The sequence below is a fragment of the Sphingobium soli genome (assembly GCF_020782245.1).
In the GTDB taxonomy this organism is placed as follows: Bacteria; Pseudomonadota; Alphaproteobacteria; order Sphingomonadales; family Sphingomonadaceae; genus Sphingobium; species Sphingobium soli.
Map to the genome: position 1 here is coordinate 309291 of NZ_JAJGNP010000001.1, position 25128 is coordinate 334418.

Genomic DNA, 25128 nt, shown 5'->3' on the forward strand with positions numbered 1-25128 from the left:
TGCTGCTAAAATATTAAACCCATTTTTGCCGCATCTGCGAAAGGAATGGTATTGCTGTTGCGCCGCTGCAACATTTTTAACGGCGCGCTCAACCAAAAAAGTCGCCGCGTTCGGGGAAGAACGCGGCGACCCGGGAGCGTCGCCTGAGGGGGTTCAAGCTCAGGCGGCGAACTGGCGCATCTTGCCGGTGGCGCCGAACAGTTCGACCGGCTCGCCGGCCTTGCGACGACGCTCGACCCATTCGCGCACCATTTCCGCGCAGGTATGGTCGATATGGGCCAGACGTTCGACATTGAGGATGATGAGGCCCGCGGCCGGCAGCGATTCCAGCCTGGCCGAAAGCCTGGGCAGGTTGAGGAAGGTCGCCGTACCGCGCAGGGCGATTTCATGCGCCTCGCCCCGACTTTCCTCTTCGACCTTGAGGCCCAGCTTGCGCGCCTGGGGCAGAAGTTCCAGCAACGACAGGCCGATGCCGACCAGAACGCCGGTGAGCAGGTCGGTCGCCACCACGCAGATCAGCGTCGCGGCCCACACGATGGCCGGCAGCGGGCCATACAGGTGGAAGAGATGCTTCACATGCGCGACGCTGACGAGCCTGACGCCGGTGATGACGAGGATGCCCGCCAGTGCCGCCATCGGAATTTCCCGCAGCAGCCAGGGCAGCAACGCAACGAAGGCCAGGATCCAGATGCCGTGCAAAATGGTCGACAGGCGAGTCTTGGCTCCGGCCTGCACATTGGCGGACGACCGAACGATCACGCCGGTCATCGGCAGCGCGCCGGCAAAACCGCAAAGCAAATTGCCAACGCCCTGCGCGCTCAGTTCCTTGTTATAATTGGTGCGCACGCCATCATGCATGCGGTCTACGGCGGCAGCTGACAGCAATGTTTCGGCGCTGGCGATGAAGGCGATGGCGATGGCCGTGGTGATTACGGCGGGGTTGAGCAGCTGCGCCATCAGCCCGGCTTCAGGCGGGGTGATGGCGGAAAGGATCGATTCGGGCACGACGACGCGGGCGACAGGAAGGCCGAGCGCAAAGGCCACCAGCGTCCCCAACACGACGCCGACCAGCGCGCCGGGCACCAGCTTCATCGACGCGGGGCGGAATTTTTCCCACCCGAGCATACCCAGGATAGTCACAAGACCTACAGCGAAGGCAGTGGCGGCATCCTGATTGGTGAGGCCCAGCAACTGGCCGGGCATCGCCATCAGGTTGGACAGACCGCTCGACAGCGGCTTGTCATCGAACAGGACATGGAACTGGCCAACAACGATGAGAACGCCGATGCCCGCCAGCATGCCATGGACGACAGCCGGCGAAATGGCCCGAAACCAGCCGCCGACCCGCGCGACGCCAGCGATAACCTGAATAGCGCCGGCCAGGATCAGGATCGGGCCGAGCGCGGACAGGCCTTGTTCGCGCACAATTTCGAACACGATGACGGCAAGGCCCGCCGCAGGCCCGCTGACCTGAAGTGGCGACCCGGCAAACAGGCCGACGATGATGCCGCCGATGATACCAGTGATCAGGCCCTTTTCCGGAGGCACGCCCGACGCGACGGCAATGCCCATGCAAAGCGGCATCGCCACGAGGAATACCACGATGGAAGCGGTGAAGTCGCGACTGAAAGAGCCGCCGGATAGAGCCTTGAGCATGGGTTACTCCGCAGCTTGCGCGAGGGGTTCGCCGCCGGCGAGGCGACGACCGTGCGGCAGCGCCACAGGCATTTTCTGCCCTTCGCGCAGCGGCATGAAGCGGTTGGTTTCGCCGTCAAGGCCGAGCACCTGGCCGGCATGGATGTCGACATACCAGCCATGCAGCGCGATATCGCCGCGCGCAATGCCCGACGCGACCGAAGGATGCGTGCGCAGATGGGCGAGTTGAACGATGACATTTTCCAGCGCCATGTTGCGCAGCTTTTCCGCATCGCTGATGTCGCCGGGATAGCTGTCGCGACAGACCTTCTGCGCGGCGTGGCTGTGACGCAGCCAAGCAGCCACATTGGGCATCGACGTCAGATCGGCGTCGGTCGCCAGCGCCTTCATCGCGCCGCAATCGCTATGGCCACAGACGATGATGTCGCGAACACCCAGCACCATCACGGCAAATTCGACAGTGGCGGTAACGCCGCCCAACTGGCTGGCATGGGGCGGGACAATGTTGCCGGCGTTGCGGCAAACGAACAGATCGCCGGGCTGCGCCTGCATGATATGTTCGGGAACGATGCGCGAATCAGCGCAGGAAATCATCAGCGCCTTGGGGCTTTGCCCATGGCTCGCCAGTTGATTATACAGCGCGCTTTCGTTGGGAAACACATGCGTTTCGAAGCTGAAAACGCGACCGATAAGCTCATTCATGGCGCTATCCTCTTATATTTCATGGGGCCGGCGGGGGACGGACCGGGATAGTGTGCAAAATAAAGACAGGATTTTGCTGCGTCGCAGCGGCTTTGTAAAAAACTGTGTCTGCCCTTTGCAGGTCAGTGCCGCTCGACGCTTGCGGCGAACATGTAGCCGACGCCCCGAACCGTGATGATCGGCGCGGGACGCCCGCCAATGCCGAGTTTGCGCCGCAATCGGCTGACCAGAACGTCGACGCTGCGATCCGAGGATGCACCATCGCGCACGCCAGCCAGTTCCATCAGGCGCCCGCGCGCGACAACGGTGCGGGGATGATCGAGGAAAATCGAGAGCAATGCGAATTCCGCAGCGGTCAACATAACCGGCTGCCCCCCAGGTTCCGTCACTTCGCGACGGGCAAAATCGATCATCCAGCCGTCGAATGTCGCCTGACTGTGACGACGCATGCCGCTGGTCCGTTCGCCTCCGCGCCGAAGCACCGCACGCAGGCGTGCCGCCAGTTCGCGTGCGGAATAGGGTTTGGCCATATAATCGTCCGCGCCCAGTTCCAGGCCGACGACGCGGTCCACTTCCGAACTATTGTCCCCGACCAGGATGATGGGAACATGGCTGCGTTCGCGCACGTCACGACACAGATCCAGCCCGTCGGGGCCGCGCAAGGCCGAATCGAGCACGACCGCACGCACCGGCGTGGTCGTCAGCGCGCTGAAAATGTCGTTGGCGGTCAGCGCGGGCAGTACCCGGAAGCCGCTATGTTCCAGATGATCGCGCGTCGCGCTCCGCAGATCCTGCCGGGTTTCGGCGATCAGGATGAGTGGTGAATTCATTCGTCCTGCACGGTCAGTTCGTCCGGCCCTACGGGCATCGATAACAATGAAGGCGGGCCTTACGTGCCGCGAATGTCTGTGTCGTGGGCCAGATGTGACAAAATGTTGCTGCGTTGCAAAAATTATGAAGGCGCCGCAAGCAGGGTAAGCGGTTGCGGCGGGCAACTGCGGATCCGCATCAGATCATCCGTCAGCGCCGCCAGCCACAGGGCATCCCCTGCGGCGCGATGCCGCGGGAGGCCGAACGAGTCAGCATAAGCGACAGCCGCCGCAATTCGGGCATCATCCGCCCGCTGCTCATCGAACAGCATCGCGATATGGTCTATGACAAAAGGCGTGGGCGCACTCGCGGCCGCCGCGAGCTCGTCAAGCCAATATTGGTCAAGAAGGCTGTCCGCGACGACCCGCCTGCCCTGGACATGATCGACCAGTTCGGCAAACACCCGGGCAGCGGGCAATCCTTCACGCGCGATCTGTTCAAGCGTGAGCCCATGCAAGGCCTCCGCCTCAATCGTCCAGTCCCAACCGGTCCAGCGATCGTGCGGCTGAATCACCCAGCTTCGGTACTGATCGCCCGCAGCCACGCCCACCTCGATCGGAAAAGACCGCCCATGGCGCGGCAGGCAGGATGCTTCAAAATCGATCGTCAGGATGGTCAAGGCACGGCTCCGTCATCAGTGTGCGACCCACCCCACCCCAAGCGAAGGGCCGCATCTTGCGGCCCTTTTCCACGTCTCTATGTCAGGCAAAAGTCAGCGGCGCATGCGACAGCGGCAGAAAGTGAGAAATGGCGGCCCGATGGCCGCACGGGACGCAGGTCCTGCTTTCTGCTAGGCGCGGGACAAAAGAGGAAACAGACGCCCATGACCGTGATAGCCGCCTTTCTCTACCGCAATGGTCAGCGCGTGCGCCCCGTGGCAATCGACGAACGGATCAATTGCGCCGCCGACAAGTCCGAATTTGTCTGGATTGGCGTAGCCGACCCCACGGTCGAAGAAATGCAGACGCTGGCGCGCACATATAATCTTCATCCGCTGGCGGTGGAGGACGCCATCAAGGCGAACCAACTGCCCAAGGTCGACCTGTATGGCGACCAGCTGTTCGTGGTCGCGCGCACGGCGCATCTGGAGGATGAGACGATCTGTTATGGCGAAACGGCGCTGTTCGTGGGGCATGATCATATCATCAGTGTGCGGCATGGCTCCACGCGGGGCCATGTCATGCTGCGCCAGGAGCTGGAGGCTGTGCCGCAACGGCTGGCGCAGGGCACCGACTATGTGCTGCACGCGATCCTCGACTTCATTGTCGATGGCTATCTGCCGATCATCGAGGGGATAGAGGACGAAGTGCTGACCATGGAGCAGCAGATGATCGACCATTTCCTGGGCCGCGATGACGTCACCCGCATCTTCAGCCTGCGCCGCCAATTGATCCGGTTCCAGCGTATATTGGTGCCTATGCAGGAAGTGGCGACCAAGTTCGTCAAGATCGACCTGCCTTGCATCGACGCGGATGCCCGCCCCTATTTCAGCGACGTGCGCGACCATGTCCGCCGCGTGCAGGTGATGGTGGAGGATTTGCGGGAGATATTGAGCAGCGTGTTCGAATCCTCCAACCTGCTGGAACAACAGCGCACCGGCGACATCACGCGCCAGCTTGCCGCGTGGGCCGCGATCCTGGCCGTACCGACCGCGATCGCGGGCATATATGGCATGAATTTCGAGCATATGCCCGAATTGCGCACTCGCTATGGCTATCCCGTCGTGCTGGTCGTGATCGCGTCGCTCTGTACCTTGCTCTATGCGCGGTTCAAGAAATTGAAATGGCTGTAAAGAGGCGTCGGCCGTCCGCCATTTAGCCTTGCGTTATTCCCTGTATATGATCCATCGTCCCGCCTGATGATAATCGAGGAGAGCGGGATGCAGAGAATATGGATGACGGGGCTAGCGCTGCTGATAGCAGGCACGCCGATCGCAGCCTCTGCCCTGCCAGCGCAATGGACCGACGCCACGACCGGGCACCGCATCGTGCGGGTGGATGACCGGCCGGGCAATTATGGCCTTTATTTCAATTACAACCCCTTCACGCCCGATGGCAGGCGGATGGTCTATTTGACGCCGGAAGGCATCCGCGTCGCCAGCGTCAGCGACTGGCGCACGAAGCTGGTGCTGAAGGAGAAGGTCGATCGGCTGTTGTTCGTGGGGAATCGCGAGCCGGTCGCATATTACACCACCAATCCGATGGGCGGGACCGAAAATGAAGGTCCTTCCATCGTCTGGTCCGTCAATCTCGACACCGGAAAGCGGAAGCGCATTGCCGACCTGCCGGGCGGGCGGATCGAATCGATCAACGCGAACGACACGCTTCTTGCCGGTCATGTCGAGCTGGAACCGCCGCCACCCGCCATCGCTCAGCAGGGGCGGCGCGACCCCAGAACCGGGTCGCCGAGCTACAGCGGCACGGGCCCTGATGGTCGTCCCCTCACCTTTGCCCAGGCTAAATCACAGTGGATGGCGGCGCGGCTTGCCGCCGGCGTGCCCATGGAAATCTTCACCATCGACATTCGCACGGGGGAGCGCCGCAGCGTCACCCGATCGAAGGACTGGCTCAACCATGTGCAATTTTCACCCAAGGATCCCAGCTTGCTGATGTATTGTCACGAAGGACCATGGGAAAAGGTGGATCGCATCTGGACCATTCGCACCGATGGCAGCGCAAAGACCAAGGTGCATCAGCGCCGCTTTCAGGGAGAGATCGCCGGGCACGAATATTGGGCGCCGGACGGCGGCACCATCTGGTACGACCTCATACAGCCGCAGGGTATACAATGGCTCGCAGGCCATGACGTGGTCAGCGGTGCGCGTCGCTGGCTGCGGATCGGCCCGGGACAGGGCAGTTATCACTATAGTTCGTCGCCCGATGGCGCCAGCTTTTCAGGCGACGGCAATGACCAGGGTAAATATATCAGCCTCTTCCATCCCCGAATGGATGATAGCGCGCGTGCTCGCGGGACGCTGGACGGCGCAGCGCTGATCGCCACGGGCGCGCTGGAAACCGAACGGCTCGCCGACCTGTCGCGACATGACTATACGCTGGAACCCAACCAGCATTTCACGCCCGACGGCAAATGGCTGGTCTACCGCAGCAACATGGAGGGAAGTCCGGCCATTTATGCGGTGGAGGTGGCCAAGCCCCGTTAAGGGATCAAAACCGCGCCTGACCCGTTCGCTCTCGATACGGGCCATTGGGGAAGCGAAATGACCGCCATCGATATCCTTGCCAAACAGCTATGGGGCATGTGGGCGGGCTTTGTCGCGCTGGTCCCCAATATGGTCATCGCGCTCGTCATTCTGGGCATAACCTGGGTGGTGTCGCGTGTAGCCCGCCGGATTGTGGATCGCGTCACTGGCAAGGCATCCATACGCGAAAGCCTGAAACAACTGATCCATACCGTCGTGTCGATCGGCGTCTGGGTGGTCGGCCTTGTCATTGCCGCAACCGTTGTGCTGCCCGGTCTGACGCCCGCCAGCCTGGTGGCGGGTCTGGGCGTCGGGACCATTGCGATCGGCTTTGCCTTCCAGGATTTCTTCCAGAATTTCCTGGCCGGCATCCTGATCATGGTCCGCAAGAAGATGCGCATTGGCGACATCATCGAATGCGAAGGAATTATCGGCAGGGTCGAGCATGTGTCGCTGCGTGAAACCCATGTCCGGAAATTGTCGAACGAATTGACCATCGTCCCCAACTCCACCCTGTTCAAAAATCCGGTGGAAATATTGACCGACGGCGCCCAGCGACGGCACGAAATTATCGTCGGCGTATCCTACGACACGGATCTGGAGCAGGCGCGCGACGTCATTCGCGCCGCCATGGAAGGCATAGACGTTATCGACCAGGATCGTCGCATCGATATTTTCGCCCGCGAATTCAACGCCAGCTCGATCGATTTTCTGGTGCGCTGGTGGGCAGGGTCAAAGCCCTACGACATGCACGATAGCCGCGATCGCGTCGTGCGTGCGATCAAGGCCGCGCTGGACGAGGCGGGAATCGAAATCCCCTTCCCTTATGTGACCAACATATTCAAAGGGCCCGTCCCGCTGCAAGGCCAGGTCAAAGACGACGTCGCCCAGGCATAAGCCCAGGCGACACGCCATATCGGCATTTGCCGCAGCAGGATGCGGCAGGCCCGGATATCTGACGATCAGTGAGGATTGAGCGTCCGAAACACGGACTCGAACTCGCCGCGTTGCGCCGCTTCGCTCAAATATTTGACCCGTTCGACATGGATTTCCGGCGGGGTGGGCTGTTGCCGCAGCAGCGCCATGGTTTCAGCGATATAGTCCGCCAGCGGCAGCGCGTTGGGGTTTTCCGCATGGCCGGGCATAAGGTCGGTCTGAACTGCCGGGGGCACGATTTCGATCACCTCGACGTTGCTGTCGTGCAGTTGCGCACGCAGAGACAGGGACCAGCTGTGAATGGCTGCCTTTGTGGCGCTATAGGTCGGGGTCGCCGCAAGAGGGACGAAGGCAAGGCCCGAAGATACCGTCAGAATCGCAGACGCAGGCTGGGCTTGCAGATGGGGCAGCAATGCGTGGGCAAGCCGGATCGGACCCAGCAGATTGGTGGCTATAGTCGCTTCCGCTATTTTGAGGTCGATGCGCTCCTCGACCACCATGATGCCCGCATTCAACACCACCGCGTTCAGTCCCGGGAAATCCGCAATCAGTTTTTGCGCAAAGGTGGGAATCGTCGCCGCATCTTCCACGTCCAGCGTCACCGCCGCCATGCCCGGATGATCGGCAACCACGGCATCGAGCGCGGCCTGACGACGACCGGCGATGATGACCTGATTGCCTGCCTCGTGAAATGCGTGCGCCAAGGCTGCGCCGATGCCCGATCCTCCGCCGGTGATCAGAATTGTGTTCCCTGTAGGTTGCATGACTGGCTCCTTCCGATTGGTGTGAAAACAGATTTAGCGCTATGCTCTCCTTTCGGAAGAGGGCACCGAAAAGTGAGGTAGTCACCGGAAGGTTAGAAATGGCAAAAGCGTTGGAAAATCGATTTGGCGCTGAAAATATTTCCGAAGCGGAGCAGTATCTGAATGCCGTGCCGCCCAGCGATATCGATCCGCGCGTGGAGCGACTCGTCAACGAATTAATCGGCCGGGTCGCCGACAAATGGACGATGCTGATCCTGGAACTGCTGGAAGAAAAAGGCACGTTGCGCTTCACGCAGATCGGACGGCAAGTGGAAGGCATCAGCCAGAAGATGCTCACCCAGACGCTGCGCCAGATGGAACGGGACGGACTGCTCACCCGCACCGTTCACCCGGTGGTGCCGCCGCGCGTCGATTATGCGCTAACGCCGCTCGGCAACAGCCTGAGCGCCGCCTTTTGCGGCGTGTGGGTCTGGGCCGAGCGCAACCTCGAAATAGTGGAAGCCGCGCGCGCCAGGTTCGACGCGCGCGGCTGACGGCCCTATTCGCCGGTCGTCGGCAGCGGCTGGACTTCCAGGCGCGGCGGCGCGCTATTGTCCGGCAATGTGCGGGCGGGTGCAGGCGGCCCGACGATCGCACCGGTCGAGGACGGCGGCAAAGGCTGTACGGTCGCAGAGGACGGGACGTTCGCGCCCATATCGCCCGGCAGCGATTGTACGGTCGTAGACGACGATGAGGTGGCGGTGCCTGCGGCATCTCCGGGCGGCGGAGCGTTTGCCTCCAAAGCACTGGAATAGCTTGGCTGCCATCCCGGCGGCGGCGCTTCGCCCGGCGGCTTTGGCGGCGGCGGCAAGGGCGTCGGCGACACGATGACCGTCACGGTCGCGCCGAAACGCGACTGCCATTCCGCCAGGCGGCGCAGATAATCTTCATAAGCGGCGTAAAATTCCTGGAACGGCTTTTCCAGTTCCTCAAGCCATTCCGGAGCCATCAGCAGCAATTGCGACGAGGGCGTGGAAAGCATCTTTGCGCCGACGGCGACGGCAACCGGACAGAAATGCTTGATGACCGGTGGCAAGGCGAAGAAATTATACACCACCGTATTCAGCCGTTCACGCGATCCGATAGCCGCATTGCCATAAGCGACCTTGTAGTTGCGATCGACGGCCGCGTTGGCGGCCTTGAGAACCGGACCATGGACTGCCAATAACTGGTTATACTGGTTGCGCGCGGTCGCGCCATATTTGTCGCAATTGAGTGCCGCGACGTTGAGCGCCATGCGCACATGCCACAGCGCGGTGTTGGACGTGACGCCCCGATTAGCGGTCAGATATTTGCCATCTTCATCCTTGGTCGGGATGGACATGCCTTCAGCGGCATTGTCCGGCGGCACAGGCCGTACGGTCGGCACCACGACAGGAGGCGGGGTGGGCGGCGGCGGTGGCGGCGGTGTCGAACAGGCAGCAAGAACCGCCAGCGAAACCAGGGAAATCCGGCCAGATAGTCGGCGCGAGACGAACATCAAATTCTCCGAGAGGATGATAGGCCGGTCATGCCGGGCAGTGGGCTCGAGGGGAATATGCCCAACACTCGGTTTACCGCAAGGTTTCAGGCGGCTCGCCGCGCCAACGCCTGCGCGGCCTCCTCCATCAGTTGTGCGATGATGGTGGCGACCGGCTCCTCCTTCGTCACCATGCCGACCGATTGACCGGCCATCAGCGAGCCGCCTTCGACATCGCCATCGATCACCGCGCGGCGCAAAGCGCCCGCCCAATAATGTTCGATCTGCAATTGCGCCTCCATCATTTCGATGGTTCCGCCATCAAGCAGAGTGGCAACCTCGCGCTGCTTGGCGGTAAAGCTTTCGGTCCCGGCATTTTTAAGTGCGCGGACCGGAATGACCGGCAATCGCGCGTCGATCTGCACGCTCGCCACCGCGTCGCGGGCCGAAGCACGGAAAAACGCCTTCTTGAAATTGGGGTGGGCGATGCTTTCGGTCGCGCAGGCGAAACGGGTGCCAAGCTGCACCCCGGCCGCGCCCATTTCCAGATAGGCCGCGATCGCTTCGCCCCGGCCGATGCCGCCCGCGACGAAGACGGGTACTTGCTCCGCCATGTCTGGCAGGATTTCCTGCGCCAGCACACTGGTGGAAACCGGGCCGATATGGCCGCCAGCCTCCATCCCTTCGACCACCAGCGCGTCGACGCCCGAGCGCACCAACTTCTTGGCCAGGCTGAGCGCGGGCGCAAAGCAGATCAGCTTGGCACCCTTCTGCTTGATCGCCTCGATGCTGCCCTTGGGCGGCAGGCCGCCGGCCAGCACGACATGCCCGACCTCATGGCGCGCGCACACGTCGATCAGGTCGAACAGCTGCGGGTGCATGGTGATGAGGTTGACGCCGAAGGGCCGGTCGGTCAGCGCTTTAGTCGCCGCGATCTCCCTATCCAGAAGTTCCGGCGTCATCGCCCCGCAGGCGATCACGCCAAAGCCGCCGGCGTTGGATATCGCCGCGACCAGATTGCGTTCGCTGACCCAGCTCATCGCGCCGCACAGGATCGCGGTTTCGCACCCTAGAAAATCCGTGCCGCGAGCCATGAGGGAGGCGAGTTTAGCGGTAGTCATGTATATGTACTTCTTGTCGTCATCCCCGCGCAGGCGGGGATCCACCTACCGGCGCTGCGACCGGCGATGGGGTGTGAGATGGATTCCCGCCTTCGCGGGAATGACGCGTTTAGTAAAGAGGGAAGATCAGACCGCCGGCGCATCGAGCCCATAGGCGGTGTGCAGGACACGCACCGCCAGTTCGGTTTCATCCTCGTCGATCAGCACGCTGACCTTGATCTCGCTGGTGGAGATCGCCTCGATATTGATGCCGCGATCGGCCAGCGTCTTGAACATGGTCGCCGCGACGCCCGCATGGCTGCGCATGCCCACGCCCACGACGCTGATCTTGGCGACTTCGGTATCCGTGATGATGCGGCGAAAACCGATCTCTTCCTGGCGCGCTTCCAAAATGTCGACGCTGCGCGCCAGGTCGGCGCGCGGCACGGTGAAGGTCACGTCCGTTTCTTCCGTGTCCTTGCTGTCATTCTGGATGATCATGTCGACGTTGATCGCCGCATCCGCCAGCGGCGTGAAGATGCTGGCCACCGCGCCCGGCTTGTCAGGAACGCGCGTGACGATGATCTTCGCCTCATTCTTGTCATGGGCGATGCCGGTGATGAGCTGACGTTCCATCTTCGTTTCCTTGAGCTTGGCTTCCAGGTCTCCGTCGCTCACGATCAGCGTGCCGGGAAGGTCATCCTGGGTGGGTTCATCGAAGGAAGAAAGCACCTGCACGACCACGCCTTCCTTCATGGCGAGGCCGACCGAGCGTGTTTGCAGCACCTTGGCGCCGACCGAGGCCAGTTCGAGCATCTCTTCATAGGTGACGAGGTCGAGCTTGCGGGCGCGTGCAACGATGCGCGGATCGGTGGTATAGACGCCGTCAACGTCGGTGTAGATGTCGCAGCGGTCGGCCTTGATCGCCGCCGCCACGGCGACCGCCGACGTGTCGGATCCGCCGCGTCCCAGCGTGGACACGCGGCCATCGTCCATCATGCCCTGAAAACCCGGGATGACCGCGACCTGCCCCGCCTGCATCGCGGCAACCAGCGTGTCGGTTTCAATCGTTGAAATGCGCGCCTTGGCATGGGCCTCAATCGTGCGGATCGGCAATTGCCAACCCAGCCAGCTGCGCGCGTTTACACCCATCGACTTCAATGTCATGGCGAGCAGACCGCTCGTCACCTGCTCCCCGGATGCGACGACGACGTCATATTCGGCCGGGTCGTAAAGGGCAGAGGCTTCCTTGCAAAAACCGACCAGCCGATCGGTTTCGCCAGCCATGGCGGAGACGACGACAGCGACTTCATGCCCTTGTCCCACGACATATTTGACGCGCGCGGCCACGTTGCGAATTCGCTCCATCCCCGCCATGGAGGTGCCGCCGAATTTCATCACGATGCGCGCCATTTCTGTGCCGAACCTTGCCGTTATTATGAAAGAATATGTCCCCAAGGGGCGAAACGGCGCTTCTATTAGCAGCCGCGGTGGATATGGCAAGCAATCCGGAACCATGTGCGCCCATGATGGATGCACCTGTTGAGGTGCTGCACGACGCTCTTGCTGAACCGTCTCTTTGCCCGTGGCATATCGGCTGCTAGAAGCGTGGAACCCACCGATGAAGGCACATATGGCTGATAACGCTCAAGCGACGATCGATCCCAAGGAAGCCGCGCATTTCGGCGCTATGGCCGCCGACTGGTGGGACCCGCAGGGGTCGAGCGCGATGCTGCACAAGCTCAACCCGGTGCGGCTGCGCTATATCCGCGCCGCCATCGACCAGCAGTGGCCGGGTCGGGAAAAGGCATTCCGGCCGCTGGAGGGCCGGCGCGCGCTGGATGTCGGGTGCGGCGCCGGGTTGCTGACGGAACCGCTCGCAAGACTGGGCGCGTCTGTCACCGGACTGGACGCCGCGCCGGAAAATATCGCTGCCGCGCTCAGCCACGCCGAAAGTCAGGGCCTCACCATAGACTATCGCGCAACCCCGGTGGAAGAAATGGCGGAAGGCGGCTTTGACCTGGTGACGTCGATGGAAGTGATCGAACATGTCGTCGATCCGGCGACCTTCGTGCGCGCGCTGGCAAGCAAAGTCTCGCCTGACGGCCTGCTGATCCTGTCCACGCCCAACCGGACGCCATTGTCGCGTATCGCGATGATCACCGTGGGCGAAAGCATTGGCGGCATTCCCAAAGGCACGCATGACTGGGGCAAATTCCTGACCCCCGAAGAACTCACGGCGTTGCTGGATGCGGCGGGAATGGACGTCATCGACAGCAGCGGGCTCAGTTTCGATCCCGCGCGCGGCTTTTGCCTGTCCGCGAACAAGGCGATCAACTATCTTCTGACCGCGCGGCCCAAGAGCTGATCAGCGCAATCGCTGCGGCCGATAGCAGTCGATTGGCAGGGCGGCAATCGCAGTCGGCAATGGCGATCGCGTGATCAGCGCGTGTCCCAGAAGCGCGGCGGCCGGCGCGGTCTGAATGCCAAAGCCCCCCTGCCCGGCAAACCAGAAGAAGCCCGGCTGCACAGGATCATGGCCATAGATGGGGGCGCGATCGGGCGCAAAGCTGCGCAGCCCCGCCCAGCGATGCTCGATCCGCTCGACCGGCCAATCCACCACGGCTTCAAACCGGGCGACCGCTTCCGCCACCGCCAGTTCCTCCGGGGCGGCATCACAGGGCGGCGATGGCGCTTCGTCATGCGGTGTCAACCAGACGCGCCCCGGCCCTTCCGGCTTGAAATAGAAGCCCGCACGCAGGTCCATGACCAGCGGCAGATCGGCCGACGGCAAAGTGGGAACGCGCAATTGCACCACGGTGCGCCGCAAAGGCGTGATGCCGATAGGTGCGACGCCGCTGCGGCGGGCAATTTCATCGGCCCATGCGCCCGCTGCATTGACCAGCAGGCCACACTGCACGGCGCCCTGGGACGTCTGGATATGCCAGTTGCCTGCATCCGCTCGCGCTGACTCGAGGCGCGCATTCACCCATATCTCCCCGCCTTTCGCGGCGAAGCGACGGAGATAGGCCTGATGCAGCGCCGCCACGTCGATGTCGCGACAGCTTTCCTCCATCACGCCGATGGTCCAGTCCGACCGGAGGCCCGGCACCAACGGCGCCGGATCCACGGGTTCGAGCGTCACGGTTCCCGCGAATCGCTGCAACAAGGCGTCGCGCAGCGGCGCATCGCCGCTACGCCCGACATGCAATGTGCGACGCGGCGAAAGGAACGTGCGATCGTGGAAATCAGGGTCGGGGGAGGCGAGCAGCGGCCCCGAGGCTGTCGTCAGCGGCTGCACCGCCGGGCCCCCATAGGTTTCTTCCCAGAATGCGACCGAACGACCCGTAGCGTGATAGCCCGGCTGTGGTTCCATTTCCAATATCAGGACCGAGGCATCGGCCGCGAGATGCGCGCCCAAACTAGCGCCCGCCATACCGCCGCCCACGATGACGATATCAAAAGTCTTCAACGGGCGGCCTCGTCCAGAAACGCTTCGATCCGGCCAAACGCATCACGCCGCACCGGATCGAGTTCGCGCAGTATCTCGTGCGCGGCCTCGCGACCATAGACATGCAGGCGCGCGTTCGGCAGGCGCGCTGCGACGCGGCGAATGGCCGCGGTCGAAACAAGCTGATCGGCCTGCGCCGCCAGGATCAGGATCGGGCATCGGACGCGCGACAGGTCGTCATCCTGTTGCAACGCATGCGTCGATTCGAGCGCCTGATTGACCCAGGCCCAGCTTGGTGGCCCCAGCGCAATCTCGCGGCTATGGTCGCGCCACCAGATTTCGTCGGCATAGCGTTCGGGGTCATGGGTCAATCGCTTCTGACGAATTCGGCGCTGACGCTCCGATTCCTCCTTTTGCGTCCAGGCGCGCCTGTCCCCCAGCCCCCGCCAGAGCATCATCCGCGCCACGGCGACCGCCAGCCAGCGCGGCATAGGCCCGGTGTGCACCCCCAGCATCGGCGCTGTCAGAATCGCAGCATCGGGCTGCGTCATGCCTTCGCTGAGCGCACGCAGCAGCATATGCCCGCCCATCGAATGTCCAAGCATCGCGGTCGGCCCTTCACCATCCGCGCGCCAGTCCCGTGCAAGGTCGCGCAAGTCCTTGATATAATTGGTAAAGTCCGGAATGTGCCCGCACAAAGGATCATCTGTCAGCCGTCCCGACCCGCCCTGCCCGCGCCAGTCGAACGCCGTGACGGCCCAGCCACGCCGCGCCATATGGTCGATCAGTTCAAGATATTTCTCGATCATGTCGCCGCGACCGTTGATGACCAGCAGTCGGCCCCGCGCGCCGTCGCCCAGACGATAGCGGCGGATTGGCCAGCCGTCCCGCGCCTGCCAGAAGTCCAGCCGCCCGTTCATCGGCCAGGCGCGCCGGTCGAACGGCTGGGAGGCGGGGAATAGCGGCGAATCCATCGCGCGCATGGTTACGGTTTGGTAAGCCATGCGGTCTAGGGAATAGTGCGCATGTCGGGGCAATATTTCCAGTGGGCGCTGATGATCGCTCTGTGCGCGCTGCTGATCGCCGCGGCGATTACCGACATGCGTTCCAGGATCATTTCCAACCGCCTGAATATGACCGTCGCCTTGCTGGCGCCGCTGTGGTGGCTGGCCTGCGGACTGGATGTCTGGCCGGCCATGGCGACGCAGCTGTTACTCGGCGCGATCGTCTTCGTGCTTTTCGCCGCCCTGTTCGCGCTGGGCATGATGGGCGGAGGCGACGTCAAGCTGCTTGGCGCACTGGCATTGTGGTTTCCCTGGCAGGTGCTGATGGTGCTGGTCATGCTGATGGCAGTGCTGGGAGGAGCGGTGACGCTGGTCGTCCTGATCCACCACCGAATCGCCAAAAAAGCCGGACAACCCGAGATTCCTTATGGTGTCGCCATCTCGCTCGCCGCTCTGTGGGTGATTGGCGAACGATATCTTAACCAATTTGCGTGATGAGTGGGGCAATGGGGGTATGGCACCCGCTCGAGGGAGGCGTTTTTCGTCATGGATGCTAAGAAGATCGTGCTGCTTGTTGGCGCGCTGATCATAGCCGTTACAACAGCGCTGCTCGCGCGCAACATGCTAAGTTCGTCGAGCACGCCATCTGTTAATGCCGCCAATATGCCGATCGAGGCTGACCAGCCGCATGTGCTGGTGGCCGTCAAGGCGTTGCCGGTCGGGACCATCCTCGATGCGGAAAGCTTCCGCTTCCAGCCCTGGCCCAAGGATCTTGTCGAGCAGGCCTATTATCTGCGCGGTCAGGCCGATCCGGCCAGACTGGCGGGCAGCGTCATCCGCACTGCCATCACGGCGGGGCAGCCGCTGACGCAAGGCTCTCTCGTGAAGCCCGGTGATCGCGGCTTCCTGGCGGCCGCACTGGCGCCGGGCATGCGCGCCGTGACGGTGCCCGTGTCGGCCCAGACGTCCGTTGCCGGCTTCGTCTTTCCGGGCGACCGCATCGACCTGGTCCTGACGCAAAGCGTCGCGGGCGGCGGCGATGGCGAACCGCTCAAGGTGTCGGAAACCATCCTGCGCAACCTGCGCGTGCTGGCGACCGATCAGCGGATGGATGCGCTTGGCCCCGACGGAAAGCCGGTCGTCCAGACCTATTCCAACGTCACCTTGGAAGTGACGCCCAAGATTGCCGAAAAGATCGCGGTGGCGCAGACCGTCGGATCACTGTCGATGTCGCTGCGGTCGATGGCGGACACGCCGTCTGACCTCGACGCCGCCATTGCCGGCGCTGACGTCGACCTGCCCGAAGGCGCAAGCCCGGCGGCGGAAAAGGCGATCCTCGCCAAGCTCGCCGCGCGGCCGGTCGACCGGGGCAGCACTTATTCCACCGGAGCGGACGTGTCGCGCTACCAGCGCAGCTCGGTCCCGGCCAAGGCAGAGGCACCCGTGCCGCCCGCCATGGCCGCCAACGGCGCGCCGGTCGGCACTGTCGCGTTCAAGGGGCCGACGATCCGGGTGGCGCGCGGCACCACTGTGACCGAAGTTCCGGTCGGGGGGAAGTAAGATGAAGCCTATGCACAAGCTTGCCGGTCCCGCGATTGCGATCGGCCTGGCGGTCGCCTGCGCCGCCGCACCCACCAGCGCGCTTAACGCCGCGACCTCCAGCATGCAGGACAATGCGATCCTGCTGTCCGTGGGCGGCAGCCGCGTCATCAACCTGCCGGCCAAGATGTCGGACGTGGTGATCGCCGACCCCGAAGTGGTCGACGTCCATGTCCGCTCGCAGAACCAGCTGTACCTGATTGCCAAGAAGGCGGGCGAAACCACGGTCTTCGCCACCGCCCCCAACGGCAAGGTGCTGTTTTCGGGCACGGTCCGGGTCGGCAACAATATCACCAGCATCGACGACATGCTGCGCATCGCCATGCCGGGCGCGAATATCGCCGTGAACACGATGAATGGGATGGTGCTACTGACCGGCACGATCCAGGCGCCCGAAGACGCGGCGGAGGTCGAACGGCTGACCCAGGCCTTTGTCGGCAAGGATGTGACCGTCGTCAGCCGCCTGCGCATGGCGACGCCCTTGCAAGTCATGCTGCAGGTCAAGATCGCCGAAGTCGCTAAGGATGTTGGCCACAAGATCGGCACTAATTTTGCGAGCGTCGACGGCAGCGGCGGGAAAGTCTTGGGCAATGTCGGTGGCGGCCTGCGCAACTTTGCAGACTATACGCGCGGCGACGCGACGACGCCGGGTTACTGGACGTTCAATAATCCGACCGATGGCACTTATTCGCTTGGCGGCGTAGCCCGCATTTTGGGCATGGACATTGCCGGGGCGCTGGACCTTGCCGAATCGAGCGGGCTTGCTTCCACGCTGGCGCAGCCGAATCTGACCGCATTGTCGGGCGAAACCGCCAGCTTCCTGGCGGGCGGCGAATATCCCTACACCGTTTCCAACGGGCTTCAGGGCAACAGCATCGAATTCAAGCAATATGGTGTGCAGCTGGCCTTCACGCCCACCGTGTTGGCCGATGGCCGCATTTCGCTGCGCGTCCGGCCAACGGTGTCCAGCCTCGACTTCTCGATCAACGCCAATGTGCCTGCGCTCAAGAGCCGCACCGCCGAAACGACGGTGGAACTGGGTTCGGGTCAGGCCTTCATGATCGCGGGCCTGCTGAACAATGAGGCATCGAACAACGTCAACAAGGTCCCGGGCCTTGGCAACCTGCCGATCCTGGGCAGCTTGTTCAAGTCGCGCCAGTTCCAACGCAATGAAACCGAACTGGTCATCGTCGTCACCCCCTATCTGGTGAAGCCGATGAATGCGTCTGACGTGCGCCTGCCCACAGATGGCTTCCGCAACGCCGATCTGGGCGAGGGCCTGTTCCTGCAACGCAGCCATAGCGGCACCAGCGGCGCGCGCCGCCCGATGCCCAGCCGCGCGCCAGGTGCGCCCATGCCGACACCCGGCCCCGAAGCATCAGCCGCATTGCCGCCGGTCGTCGCCCGCAAGGATGGCGATGCCGCTCCCGGCTTCAGTTTCTGACGGAAGGACCAAGGAAATGACCTCTCTGTCCCTCAAGACCCTGAGTGCTCTGGCCATGCTGGCCTTGCCTCTGGCAGCCTGCACGTCCGACAGCCCCAATCGGGGCGTCGAATCGGTGCATCAGCCGGTCGTGAGCCACGCCGCCTACACATTCGACGTGATGGCAGGCGCCGGCGACACGCTGCCGCCGGCCGAAGCCGCGCGGCTCAACGACTGGTTCGTGTCGATCGGCCTTGGCTATGGCGATCAGGTCGCCATTGTGAATGACGGCTATTATGGCCCCGCGCTGCGCGAAGGCATCGCCAATGTCGTGGCGCGTCACGGCCTGCTGGTCGCCGAAGACAGCTCGGCCGTCGCTGGCGCTGCGCCACAGGGCAGCGTCCGTCTGATCGTGCGCCGCGCCACCGCCAGCGTGCCGGGCTGCCCCGACTGGAGCGCCAAGCAGGAAAGCGAAATGACGCTGGGCACTTCATCCAACTTCGGGTGCGGCGTGAACAGCAACCTGGCCGCCATGGTCGCCAATCCGGAAGATCTGGTGCGTGGCCAGTCCAGCGACAGCGATCTGCGCACCGCGACGTCCAACCGCGCCATTTCCACCTATCGCGAAAAGGCGCCCACGGGCGCGGGTGATCTCAAGCAGCTTCAGGCGGGAGGCCAGCAATAACATGAACGCACCCTGGAAACCGGGCGGCGCCCTGCGCGATCCGTTTCATGCCTTTGTCTGCGACGATCACAGCTTCGACGTGCTGCGCGCCGTCGCTGCCGAAATGGGCTGGGCGCCTGAAAAGGTGAACAAGGGCGGGATGCGCAATGCCGTCCAGACATTGTCCATCACGGCCTCGCCGCAAATCCTGTTCGTCGATATGTCCGAAAGCGGCGACCCGCTCAACGACATCAACAGCCTGGCGGAAGTGTGCGAACCCGGCACGGTGGTTATCGCCGCCGGCCAGGTCAATGACGTCCGCCTCTACCGCGACCTCGTCGCCAGCGGCATTCAGGATTATCTGCTGAAACCCTTTGGCGCGGACCAGCTGCGCGATGCGCTGGCGCAGGCGCAGGCGGTGTTCATGGCGCCGCGCGACGCGGGGCCTGAACGGCCGCACTGCACGATGGCGGTCATCGGCACGCGCGGCGGCGTCGGCGCATCCAGCATCGCCACCTCGCTTGCCTGGATGCTGTCGGACAAGAAGAAGCGGGCGACCGCCCTGCTGGACCTTGACGTGCATTTCGGCACCAACGCGCTGGCGCTGGACCTGGAACCGGGCCGTGGCCTGACCGACGCGATCGAAAATCCCAGCCGCATCGACGGCCTGTTCATTGAACGCGCAATGGTGCGCGCCAGCGACACGCTGGCGATCCTGTCGGCCGAAGCGCCGATCAGCCAGCCGATGCTCACCGATGGCGGCGCTTTCTATCAGTTGTTGGAGGAATTCCACACCGCCTTCGAATGCAGCGTCATCGACCTGCCGCGCGGCATGTTGATCCAGCATCCGCATCTGATGGGGGACGTGAACACGGCGCTGGTCGTGACCGAACTCACACTGGCGGCCGCGCGCGACACCATTCGCATCCTGTCCTGGCTCAAGACCAATGCACCCCAGGCGCGCGCCATCGTCGTCGCCAACAAGGTGCAGACCGGCTCCCCGGAAATCAGCCGCAAGGATTTCGAGCAGTCGATCGAGCGCAAGGTCGATATCCTGATCCCGTTCGACCTGCGCGTCGCTTCGCAGGCGGCGAAGCTGGGCAAGACGCTGGCCGAAGTCGCAAAAGGCAGCAAGGTGGGCGCTGCCTGCGCCGCGCTGCTGAACGAGGCGCTGGGTTCCGAGGACAAGGACGGGGACGTGCGCCCATCAGGCAAGGGCGAATCCCTGCTCAACAAGATCGACCTCAAGGGCATGCTGGCGGCGCGCCGCAAGGACAAGGTCGCGAGCGAAGACTGAGGAATGCGCGCCGCCCATTGGACGGGCGGCCGATAGCGGACGGGGCGAATGCATGGACGGCAATGTCATCTTGATCGCAGTGCTATTGGCGGCGATGTTGGGGATGGTGGCGATGGCCTTTGCCGGTCCGTCGCCCGAAAAGGCGCGCAAGCGCCGCGTCGCCACGATCCGCGGCCGTCATGGCGAATCGGCCGAGGCCTTACTGGAAGCGCGCATGCGCCGGGCGATTTCCAATCGTCCCACCGGAGCCGAGGCCAAGATGCTGGTGTCTCTGGTGCCAAACCCGGACAATCTGACCAAGCGCATCAAGATGACCGGCAAGAAATGGACGCTCAGTCAGTATATGACGGCGTGCGCAATCATCTTTCTGCTGATCACCGCCTTGTTGGCCCTGCGCGGATTTCCATTTTTCTTTGCCATGCTGGTCGGCGCGGCGGCTGGCCTTGGCCTGCCGCACTGGTGGGTCGGGCGCCTGATCACGAAGCGGGTCAGCCAGTTCAATGCGAAATTTCCCGATGCGCTGGAATTGCTTACGCGCGGCCTGCGTTCGGGCCTGCCGATCGCCGAGACGCTGGGCGTGGTATCGAATGAGATTCCCGGCCCCGTGGGCGAGGAGTTCAAGCTCATCACTGAACGGATCAAGATCGGCCGGACGATGGAGCAAGCATTGCAGGAAACCGCCGACCGGCTGGGCACGGCGGAATTCCAGTTCTTCGTCATCACGCTGTCGATCCAGCGCGAAACAGGCGGCAACCTGGCCGAAACCTTGTCGAACCTGGCCACAGTGCTGCGCCAGCGATCGCAGATGAAGCTCAAGATTCGCGCCATGTCGTCGGAATCAAAAGCGTCGGCCTACATTATCGGCGTGCTGCCGTTCCTGGTGTTCGGCATGATCTGCTACATCAATTTCGACTATATGAAGCCCTTTTTCACGCCCGATCCAGTCGGGATTTTCGGGCTGAGCACGATGCAGGTCATTGGCATCGGCGGCATGTGCTGGATGGGCATTGGCGCATTCATCATGGCCCAGATGATCAATTTCGAAATTTGATGGCGAGGCATTAGGATATGGAAGCCCCTACCCCCGCCGGCACCTTGTTCGGCATGACCGCCACCGATTTCGGCACGCTGCTGGCTGGCCTTGCGACACTTGCCGTCCTGTTCGCGCTCTACGCCGTCATGACGGTGCGCGATCCCATGGCGAAGCGCGTGAAGGCGCTGAACGAACGGCGCGAACAACTGAAGGCCGGCATCACCGCCTCCACCGCCAAGCGCCGCGCCAAGCTGGTCAAGTCCAACCAGACGACGGACCAGATGCGGTCCTTCCTCTCCAGCCTCAAGGTGCTGCAGGACGACCAGCTCAAGGATGTGCAGGTGCGCCTGGCGCAGGCCGGCATTCGATCGAAGGATCTGGCGGTTGCGGTCATTTTCGGCCGCATGATCCTGCCGATCGCGATCGGCGGCATGGCCGCGATCCTGCTCTACGGCGTGGGCATCCTGCCTGAATGGGGTCCGATGAAGCGCTTCTTCGCCTTCGCGGTGGCTCTGCTCCTGTCCTACAAGGCGCCCGACCTGTTCATCGACAACAAGGTGCAGAAGCGATCGGCTGCGATCCGCAAGGGGTTGCCGGACGCGCTCGACCTGCTGGTCATCTGCGCCGAGGCGGGCTTGACCGTGGACGCCGCCTTTGCGCGTGTCGCCCGCGAACTGGGCAAGGCCTATCCCGAACTGGGCGACGAATTTCACCTGACTGCAATTGAGCTGAGCTTTCTGACCGAACGGCGCATGGCGTTCGAAAATCTTGCCTCTCGCGTGAAGCTGGATGCGGTCAAAGGCGTGGTCACGACCATGATCCAGACCGAGAAATATGGCACGCCCCTGGCGTCGGCGCTACGCGTCCTCTCCGCCGAATTTCGCCACGAACGCATGATGCGGGCAGAAGAAAAGGCCGCGCGCCTGCCGGCCATCATGACCGTTCCGCTGATTCTCTTCATTCTGCCGACCCTGTTCGTCGTCATCCTGGGTCCGGCAGCCTGTTCGATCAGCGCGGCTTTCTAAGGCGCCTGTCATGGGGCGGTTGCCGTAGCGTCGGTCGCGGCATCGCCCTCCCAAGGATAAAGCGCTGGCTCAAAGGGCTTTCCTTCTCTATTTTACGCTAACGTAAAAGGAAAGAAGAGAGGATCGCATGTCCATCATCCGCACCATTGCCCCTGTCGCTGCGCTGGCGTTCGGCGCTCTTGCCGCGCTCCCAGCGCAGGCGGCGCAGCCGGTAACGGGCCGCTGGGCCACCGTCGATGGCAAGGCGATCGTCAACATCGCGCCCTGCGGCAAGCATATGTGCGGCCGGATCGAAAAAATCGTGAAGCCCACGCCCGGCCGTCCGCAGACCGACATCAAGAATCCCGATCCGGCGCTGCGGTCCAAGCCATTGGTGGGTCTGGCACTGTTGTCGGGCTTCAAGGACGAGGGCGATCTCTGGAAGGGCACGATCTACGATCCGGAAAGCGGCAAGAGCTACAGCAGCAAGATCAGCCGCAACAAGGACGGGACGCTCAAGGTGCAGGGCTGCATCGCCTTTTTCTGCAAGACGCAGACCTGGACGCCGGTACGCTACCAGCGGACATCGGCAAAAGGGGATTAGACACGCGCGTCGAGGCCAGTGCGCCTCGACATAATCGGACAGTTGGGCCAAGGGCGAGCGATGATCGGCCTCGTCGCTTCGCTTTTATTCGTTCTCATCTGGTCGACCGGCTTCATCGTGGCGCGGGCGGTCGTGCCCCATGGCGCGCCAGAGCTGGTGCTGGCGATTCGGCTGGGCGCCACGACAGGTTTGCTCGCAGGCGCGGCCGCCTTTGCCGGACAAAGCTGGCCGCGTGGCCATCGGCTGGGATTGCATCTGGCGGCCGGTGCCATGCTGCACGGCCTTTATCTGACAGTCAGTTGGTGGTCAGTCAGCCGGGGCATGCCGGCGGGGATCATGTCGCTGTTGGGCGCGACGCAGCCGCTGATGGTGGCAGTGGCCAGTGTGGCGTTTCTGGGCGATCGTCTGCCCGGGCGGAGCTGGCTGGGCCTGTTCATCGCGATCACCGGCGTTGTTTGCGTCCTGATGCCCGCGATCGAAAGCAGCGGCACTACCGCAGTGTCAGTCATCCCGGTGCTGGCCGGCATCTTCGCCATCATCGCCATGACGGGAGGCACGCTCATCCAGCGCGGCCAGATTGCCAGCGACCCGATCCTGATGTCAGGCGCGGCGCAGAACCTGGGCGGCACCATCGTCGCGGTTTCAGCAACGCTGATCGTTGGCGAATGGCGGTGGGACAATGACCCGATTTTATGGATCGGCCTTGGCTGGTCCGTGCTGGGCCTGTCTGCCGGCGGTCTCAGCCTGTTGGTCTGGCTGGTACGGCATCAGGGGCCGACGGCCATGTCGATGCTGTTGCTGCTCGTGCCGCCGCTGGCCGCGATCGAGGCCTGGGCGCTGTTCGGCGAACAGCTGGGGCCGGTGCAGCTCATCGGCTTCGCCTTGGCGCTGGGCGGCGTGCTGCTCGGTCGCTCGCAGGGCCGCGCCAAGGTTCGCGACGCCGCTGCCGAACTGGTCGAGCCGGCTTGATCGTCACATAAACGTCATCACCTGCAACATCGTCGTCATGATCGCGCGCTATGCGGCGGCATGAGCAAGCGTCCGCCCTCCCTTCCCGCCCAGTCCGCCGACCTGGCGATGCAGATGGCGCTTCGCCAGATCGACTTCAGTCGCGCGCCGGCGTCGCGCCCGGCCGCGCCCGTCGCCAAGCAGGCTGCGCCCGCGCCCCTGTCCTCGCCCCCTTCCGACGAGCATCGGCTGGCGCTGCGCCGGCGCGACTGGCTGGCCGACGTGCAGGAGGCGCAGCGCGCACTGTCGCCCTATGCATCGGGCCTGCTGACGGCCGAAAACCTGTCGGGTGAGGAATTTCTCCACAGCTTCTACGCGCCGGGCCGCCCGGTACTGATCAAGGGCGCGATGACCGGCTGGCCGGCGCTGGAACGCTGGACGCCGGACTATCTCGCCGACCGGATCGGCGACGCGCAGATCGAATATCAGGGCGGTCGCTCCAATGCTGCCGACTATGAGTTGAAGAAGGAACGACACCGCAAGCTGGCGACCTTCCGCCACTTCATCGACCTGGTGCGGGCGGGCGGCAACGACGCCTATCTGACCGCGTCGAACAGCGCCACCAATGCGCCCGCGCTGGCGCCCCTGGATGAGGATCTCGGCCATCTCGACGCCTATCTGCGCCAGCCGCAGGGCATGTTGTGGATCGGCGGCGCGGGCGCCTTCACCCCGCTGCATTTCGACCTCACCAACAATTTGCTGGCGCAAGTCACCGGCACCAAGCGGCTGATCCTGATCCCGCCTTCGCAAACGCGGCGGCTCGCGCATCGCAGGCATGTGTTCAGCGACGTACGCGACGTAACGGACGAGGCCCAGCTAAAGCGGTTTCCGCAAGCGCGCGACGTGCTGCGTTATGAGGTGCAGCTGACGCCGGGCGACCTGCTCTTCATCCCGATCGGCTGGTGGCACCAGGTGCGGTCGGAAAGCTTCTCGACGATGCTCACCTATACCAGTTTTCACTGGCCCAATGCGGGCCATGAAAATTATCCCGCCGGCTGATCAGGCCTCGCGCAGTCGCTCATGATGGCGGATCACTTCATCGATGATGAAACGCAGAAACTTCTCGGTGAAGTCGGGGTCCAGCTTCGCGTCCGCCGCCAATTGCCGCAATCGCGCAATCTGTCGCTCTTCTCGGCCCGGATCGGCCGGCGGCAGATCATGGGTCGCCTTATATTCGCCGACCGCCTGCGTGACCTTGAACCGTTCGGCGAGCATGAACACCAGCGCCGCGTCGATATTGTCGATGCTTTCGCGGTAGCGTTTCAACGTCTCGTCCATGGGCCGGCTCCTTGGGTTGGTCGCGGCGCTTTTTGCTG

Annotated in this window: 26 protein-coding genes; 15 read left to right on the top strand and 11 right to left on the bottom strand. The window is 63.2% G+C overall.

Features of this window, described 5'->3' with window-relative positions:
* Window positions 1–159: 159 nt before the first annotated feature.
* The 4 genes from LL253_RS01460 to LL253_RS01475 all read right to left on the bottom strand — a co-directional run bounded on the left by LL253_RS01460 (window position 160) and on the right by LL253_RS01475 (window position 3847).
* Window positions 160–1656: a SulP family inorganic anion transporter gene (locus LL253_RS01460; protein WP_009822467.1), complete on the bottom strand. Its 1497-nt coding sequence runs from the start codon at window positions 1654–1656 to the stop codon at window positions 160–162.
* A gap of 3 nt (window positions 1657–1659) precedes the next feature.
* Entirely contained in the window at window positions 1660–2358 is a 699-nt protein-coding gene (locus LL253_RS01465; RefSeq protein WP_009822468.1) for a carbonic anhydrase, read from the bottom strand.
* A 122-nt stretch (window positions 2359–2480) separates the two neighbouring features.
* Window positions 2481–3188, bottom strand: coding sequence for a winged helix-turn-helix domain-containing protein (locus LL253_RS01470; RefSeq protein WP_228225922.1), 708 nt, complete (start codon window positions 3186–3188; stop codon window positions 2481–2483).
* Window positions 3189–3310: 122 nt separating this feature from the next.
* The gene (locus LL253_RS01475; protein WP_228225923.1) at window positions 3311–3847 is read right to left on the bottom strand and encodes a 3'-5' exonuclease family protein; all 537 of its coding nucleotides are present in this window, start codon (window positions 3845–3847) and stop codon (window positions 3311–3313) included.
* A 204-nt stretch (window positions 3848–4051) separates the two neighbouring features.
* Here LL253_RS01475 and LL253_RS01480 point away from each other — a divergent pair, with 204 nt between their 5' ends.
* The 3 genes from LL253_RS01480 (at window position 4052) to LL253_RS01490 (ending at window position 7324) form a co-directional block, all read left to right on the top strand.
* Window positions 4052–5020: a magnesium and cobalt transport protein CorA gene (locus tag LL253_RS01480; protein ID WP_228225924.1), complete on the top strand. Its 969-nt coding sequence runs from the start codon at window positions 4052–4054 to the stop codon at window positions 5018–5020.
* Window positions 5021–5107: 87 nt separating this feature from the next.
* Complete coding sequence (locus tag LL253_RS01485; protein ID WP_228225925.1) at window positions 5108–6388, top strand: oligogalacturonate lyase family protein; 1281 nt, start codon at window positions 5108–5110, stop codon at window positions 6386–6388.
* 57 nt (window positions 6389–6445) lie between these two features.
* A complete protein-coding gene (locus tag LL253_RS01490) occupies window positions 6446–7324 on the top strand; it encodes a mechanosensitive ion channel family protein (RefSeq protein ID WP_228225926.1) in 879 nt (292 codons plus the stop codon).
* A gap of 65 nt (window positions 7325–7389) precedes the next feature.
* Here the strand turns inward: LL253_RS01490 and LL253_RS01495 are convergent, their stop codons facing one another.
* Entirely contained in the window at window positions 7390–8127 is a 738-nt protein-coding gene (locus tag LL253_RS01495) for an SDR family oxidoreductase (RefSeq protein ID WP_228225927.1), read from the bottom strand.
* Window positions 8128–8225: 98 nt separating this feature from the next.
* On the opposite strand from LL253_RS01495, the gene LL253_RS01500 reads away from it, so the two are divergent.
* Window positions 8226–8660 (top strand): winged helix-turn-helix transcriptional regulator, encoded by a 435-nt coding sequence (locus LL253_RS01500; RefSeq protein ID WP_228225928.1) that lies wholly within the window; start codon window positions 8226–8228, stop codon window positions 8658–8660.
* Between the two features lie 5 nt (window positions 8661–8665).
* Here LL253_RS01500 and LL253_RS01505 read toward each other — a convergent pair whose 3' ends face one another.
* The 3 genes from LL253_RS01505 to LL253_RS01515 all read right to left on the bottom strand — a co-directional run bounded on the left by LL253_RS01505 (window position 8666) and on the right by LL253_RS01515 (window position 12138).
* Window positions 8666–9646 carry a hypothetical protein gene (locus LL253_RS01505; RefSeq protein WP_228225929.1) on the bottom strand — a complete coding sequence of 327 codons (981 nt, stop codon included), beginning with the start codon at window positions 9644–9646 and terminating at the stop codon, window positions 8666–8668.
* A gap of 86 nt (window positions 9647–9732) precedes the next feature.
* The gene (locus LL253_RS01510) at window positions 9733–10746 is read right to left on the bottom strand and encodes an NAD(P)H-dependent flavin oxidoreductase (RefSeq protein WP_228225930.1); all 1014 of its coding nucleotides are present in this window, start codon (window positions 10744–10746) and stop codon (window positions 9733–9735) included.
* Between the two features lie 126 nt (window positions 10747–10872).
* Window positions 10873–12138, bottom strand: coding sequence for an aspartate kinase (locus LL253_RS01515; RefSeq protein ID WP_009822478.1), 1266 nt, complete (start codon window positions 12136–12138; stop codon window positions 10873–10875).
* A gap of 220 nt (window positions 12139–12358) precedes the next feature.
* Between LL253_RS01515 and ubiG the strand changes: the two genes are divergently transcribed.
* Window positions 12359–13093, top strand: a complete 735-nt coding sequence (gene ubiG, locus LL253_RS01520; RefSeq protein WP_037543439.1) for a bifunctional 2-polyprenyl-6-hydroxyphenol methylase/3-demethylubiquinol 3-O-methyltransferase UbiG — start codon at window positions 12359–12361, stop codon at window positions 13091–13093.
* On the opposite strand, the gene LL253_RS01525 is transcribed toward ubiG, so the two are convergent.
* Together LL253_RS01525 and LL253_RS01530 are read right to left on the bottom strand one after the other, a co-directional pair.
* On the bottom strand, window positions 13094–14197 hold the full coding sequence (locus tag LL253_RS01525) for an NAD(P)/FAD-dependent oxidoreductase (protein WP_228225931.1): 1104 nt from the start codon (window positions 14195–14197) through the stop codon (window positions 13094–13096). It abuts the gene before it with no gap.
* Entirely contained in the window at window positions 14194–15159 is a 966-nt protein-coding gene (locus LL253_RS01530; RefSeq protein WP_228226090.1) for an alpha/beta fold hydrolase, read from the bottom strand. The genes LL253_RS01525 and LL253_RS01530 overlap by 4 nt, the downstream gene beginning before the upstream one ends.
* Window positions 15160–15201: 42 nt before the next feature.
* On the opposite strand from LL253_RS01530, the gene LL253_RS01535 reads away from it, so the two are divergent.
* The 10 genes from LL253_RS01535 (at window position 15202) to LL253_RS01580 (ending at window position 24811) form a co-directional block, all read left to right on the top strand.
* Window positions 15202–15675: an A24 family peptidase gene (locus LL253_RS01535; RefSeq protein WP_228225932.1), complete on the top strand. Its 474-nt coding sequence runs from the start codon at window positions 15202–15204 to the stop codon at window positions 15673–15675.
* A 51-nt stretch (window positions 15676–15726) separates the two neighbouring features.
* On the top strand, window positions 15727–16740 hold the full coding sequence (gene cpaB, locus LL253_RS01540; protein WP_228225933.1) for a Flp pilus assembly protein CpaB: 1014 nt from the start codon (window positions 15727–15729) through the stop codon (window positions 16738–16740).
* Window positions 16741–16750: 10 nt separating this feature from the next.
* The gene (locus LL253_RS01545; protein WP_228226091.1) at window positions 16751–18223 is read left to right on the top strand and encodes a type II and III secretion system protein family protein; all 1473 of its coding nucleotides are present in this window, start codon (window positions 16751–16753) and stop codon (window positions 18221–18223) included.
* 16 nt (window positions 18224–18239) lie between these two features.
* Complete coding sequence (locus LL253_RS01550; RefSeq protein ID WP_228225934.1) at window positions 18240–18887, top strand: CpaD family pilus assembly protein; 648 nt, start codon at window positions 18240–18242, stop codon at window positions 18885–18887.
* A gap of 1 nt (window position 18888) precedes the next feature.
* Window positions 18889–20163, top strand: a complete 1275-nt coding sequence (locus LL253_RS01555; protein WP_228225935.1) for a pilus assembly protein CpaE — start codon at window positions 18889–18891, stop codon at window positions 20161–20163.
* A gap of 52 nt (window positions 20164–20215) precedes the next feature.
* Window positions 20216–21214 carry a type II secretion system F family protein gene (locus LL253_RS01560; protein WP_009822487.1) on the top strand — a complete coding sequence of 333 codons (999 nt, stop codon included), beginning with the start codon at window positions 20216–20218 and terminating at the stop codon, window positions 21212–21214.
* A gap of 17 nt (window positions 21215–21231) precedes the next feature.
* Window positions 21232–22221 (top strand): type II secretion system F family protein, encoded by a 990-nt coding sequence (locus LL253_RS01565; RefSeq protein ID WP_009822488.1) that lies wholly within the window; start codon window positions 21232–21234, stop codon window positions 22219–22221.
* Between the two features lie 127 nt (window positions 22222–22348).
* Complete coding sequence (locus LL253_RS01570) at window positions 22349–22804, top strand: DUF2147 domain-containing protein (protein WP_228225936.1); 456 nt, start codon at window positions 22349–22351, stop codon at window positions 22802–22804.
* 60 nt (window positions 22805–22864) lie between these two features.
* Complete coding sequence (locus LL253_RS01575) at window positions 22865–23773, top strand: DMT family transporter (RefSeq protein ID WP_228225937.1); 909 nt, start codon at window positions 22865–22867, stop codon at window positions 23771–23773.
* A gap of 60 nt (window positions 23774–23833) precedes the next feature.
* Window positions 23834–24811 (top strand): cupin-like domain-containing protein, encoded by a 978-nt coding sequence (locus LL253_RS01580; protein WP_228225938.1) that lies wholly within the window; start codon window positions 23834–23836, stop codon window positions 24809–24811.
* On the opposite strand, the gene LL253_RS01585 is transcribed toward LL253_RS01580, so the two are convergent.
* On the bottom strand, window positions 24812–25090 hold the full coding sequence (locus LL253_RS01585; RefSeq protein ID WP_009822492.1) for a chorismate mutase: 279 nt from the start codon (window positions 25088–25090) through the stop codon (window positions 24812–24814).
* Window positions 25091–25128: the final 38 nt, after the last annotated feature.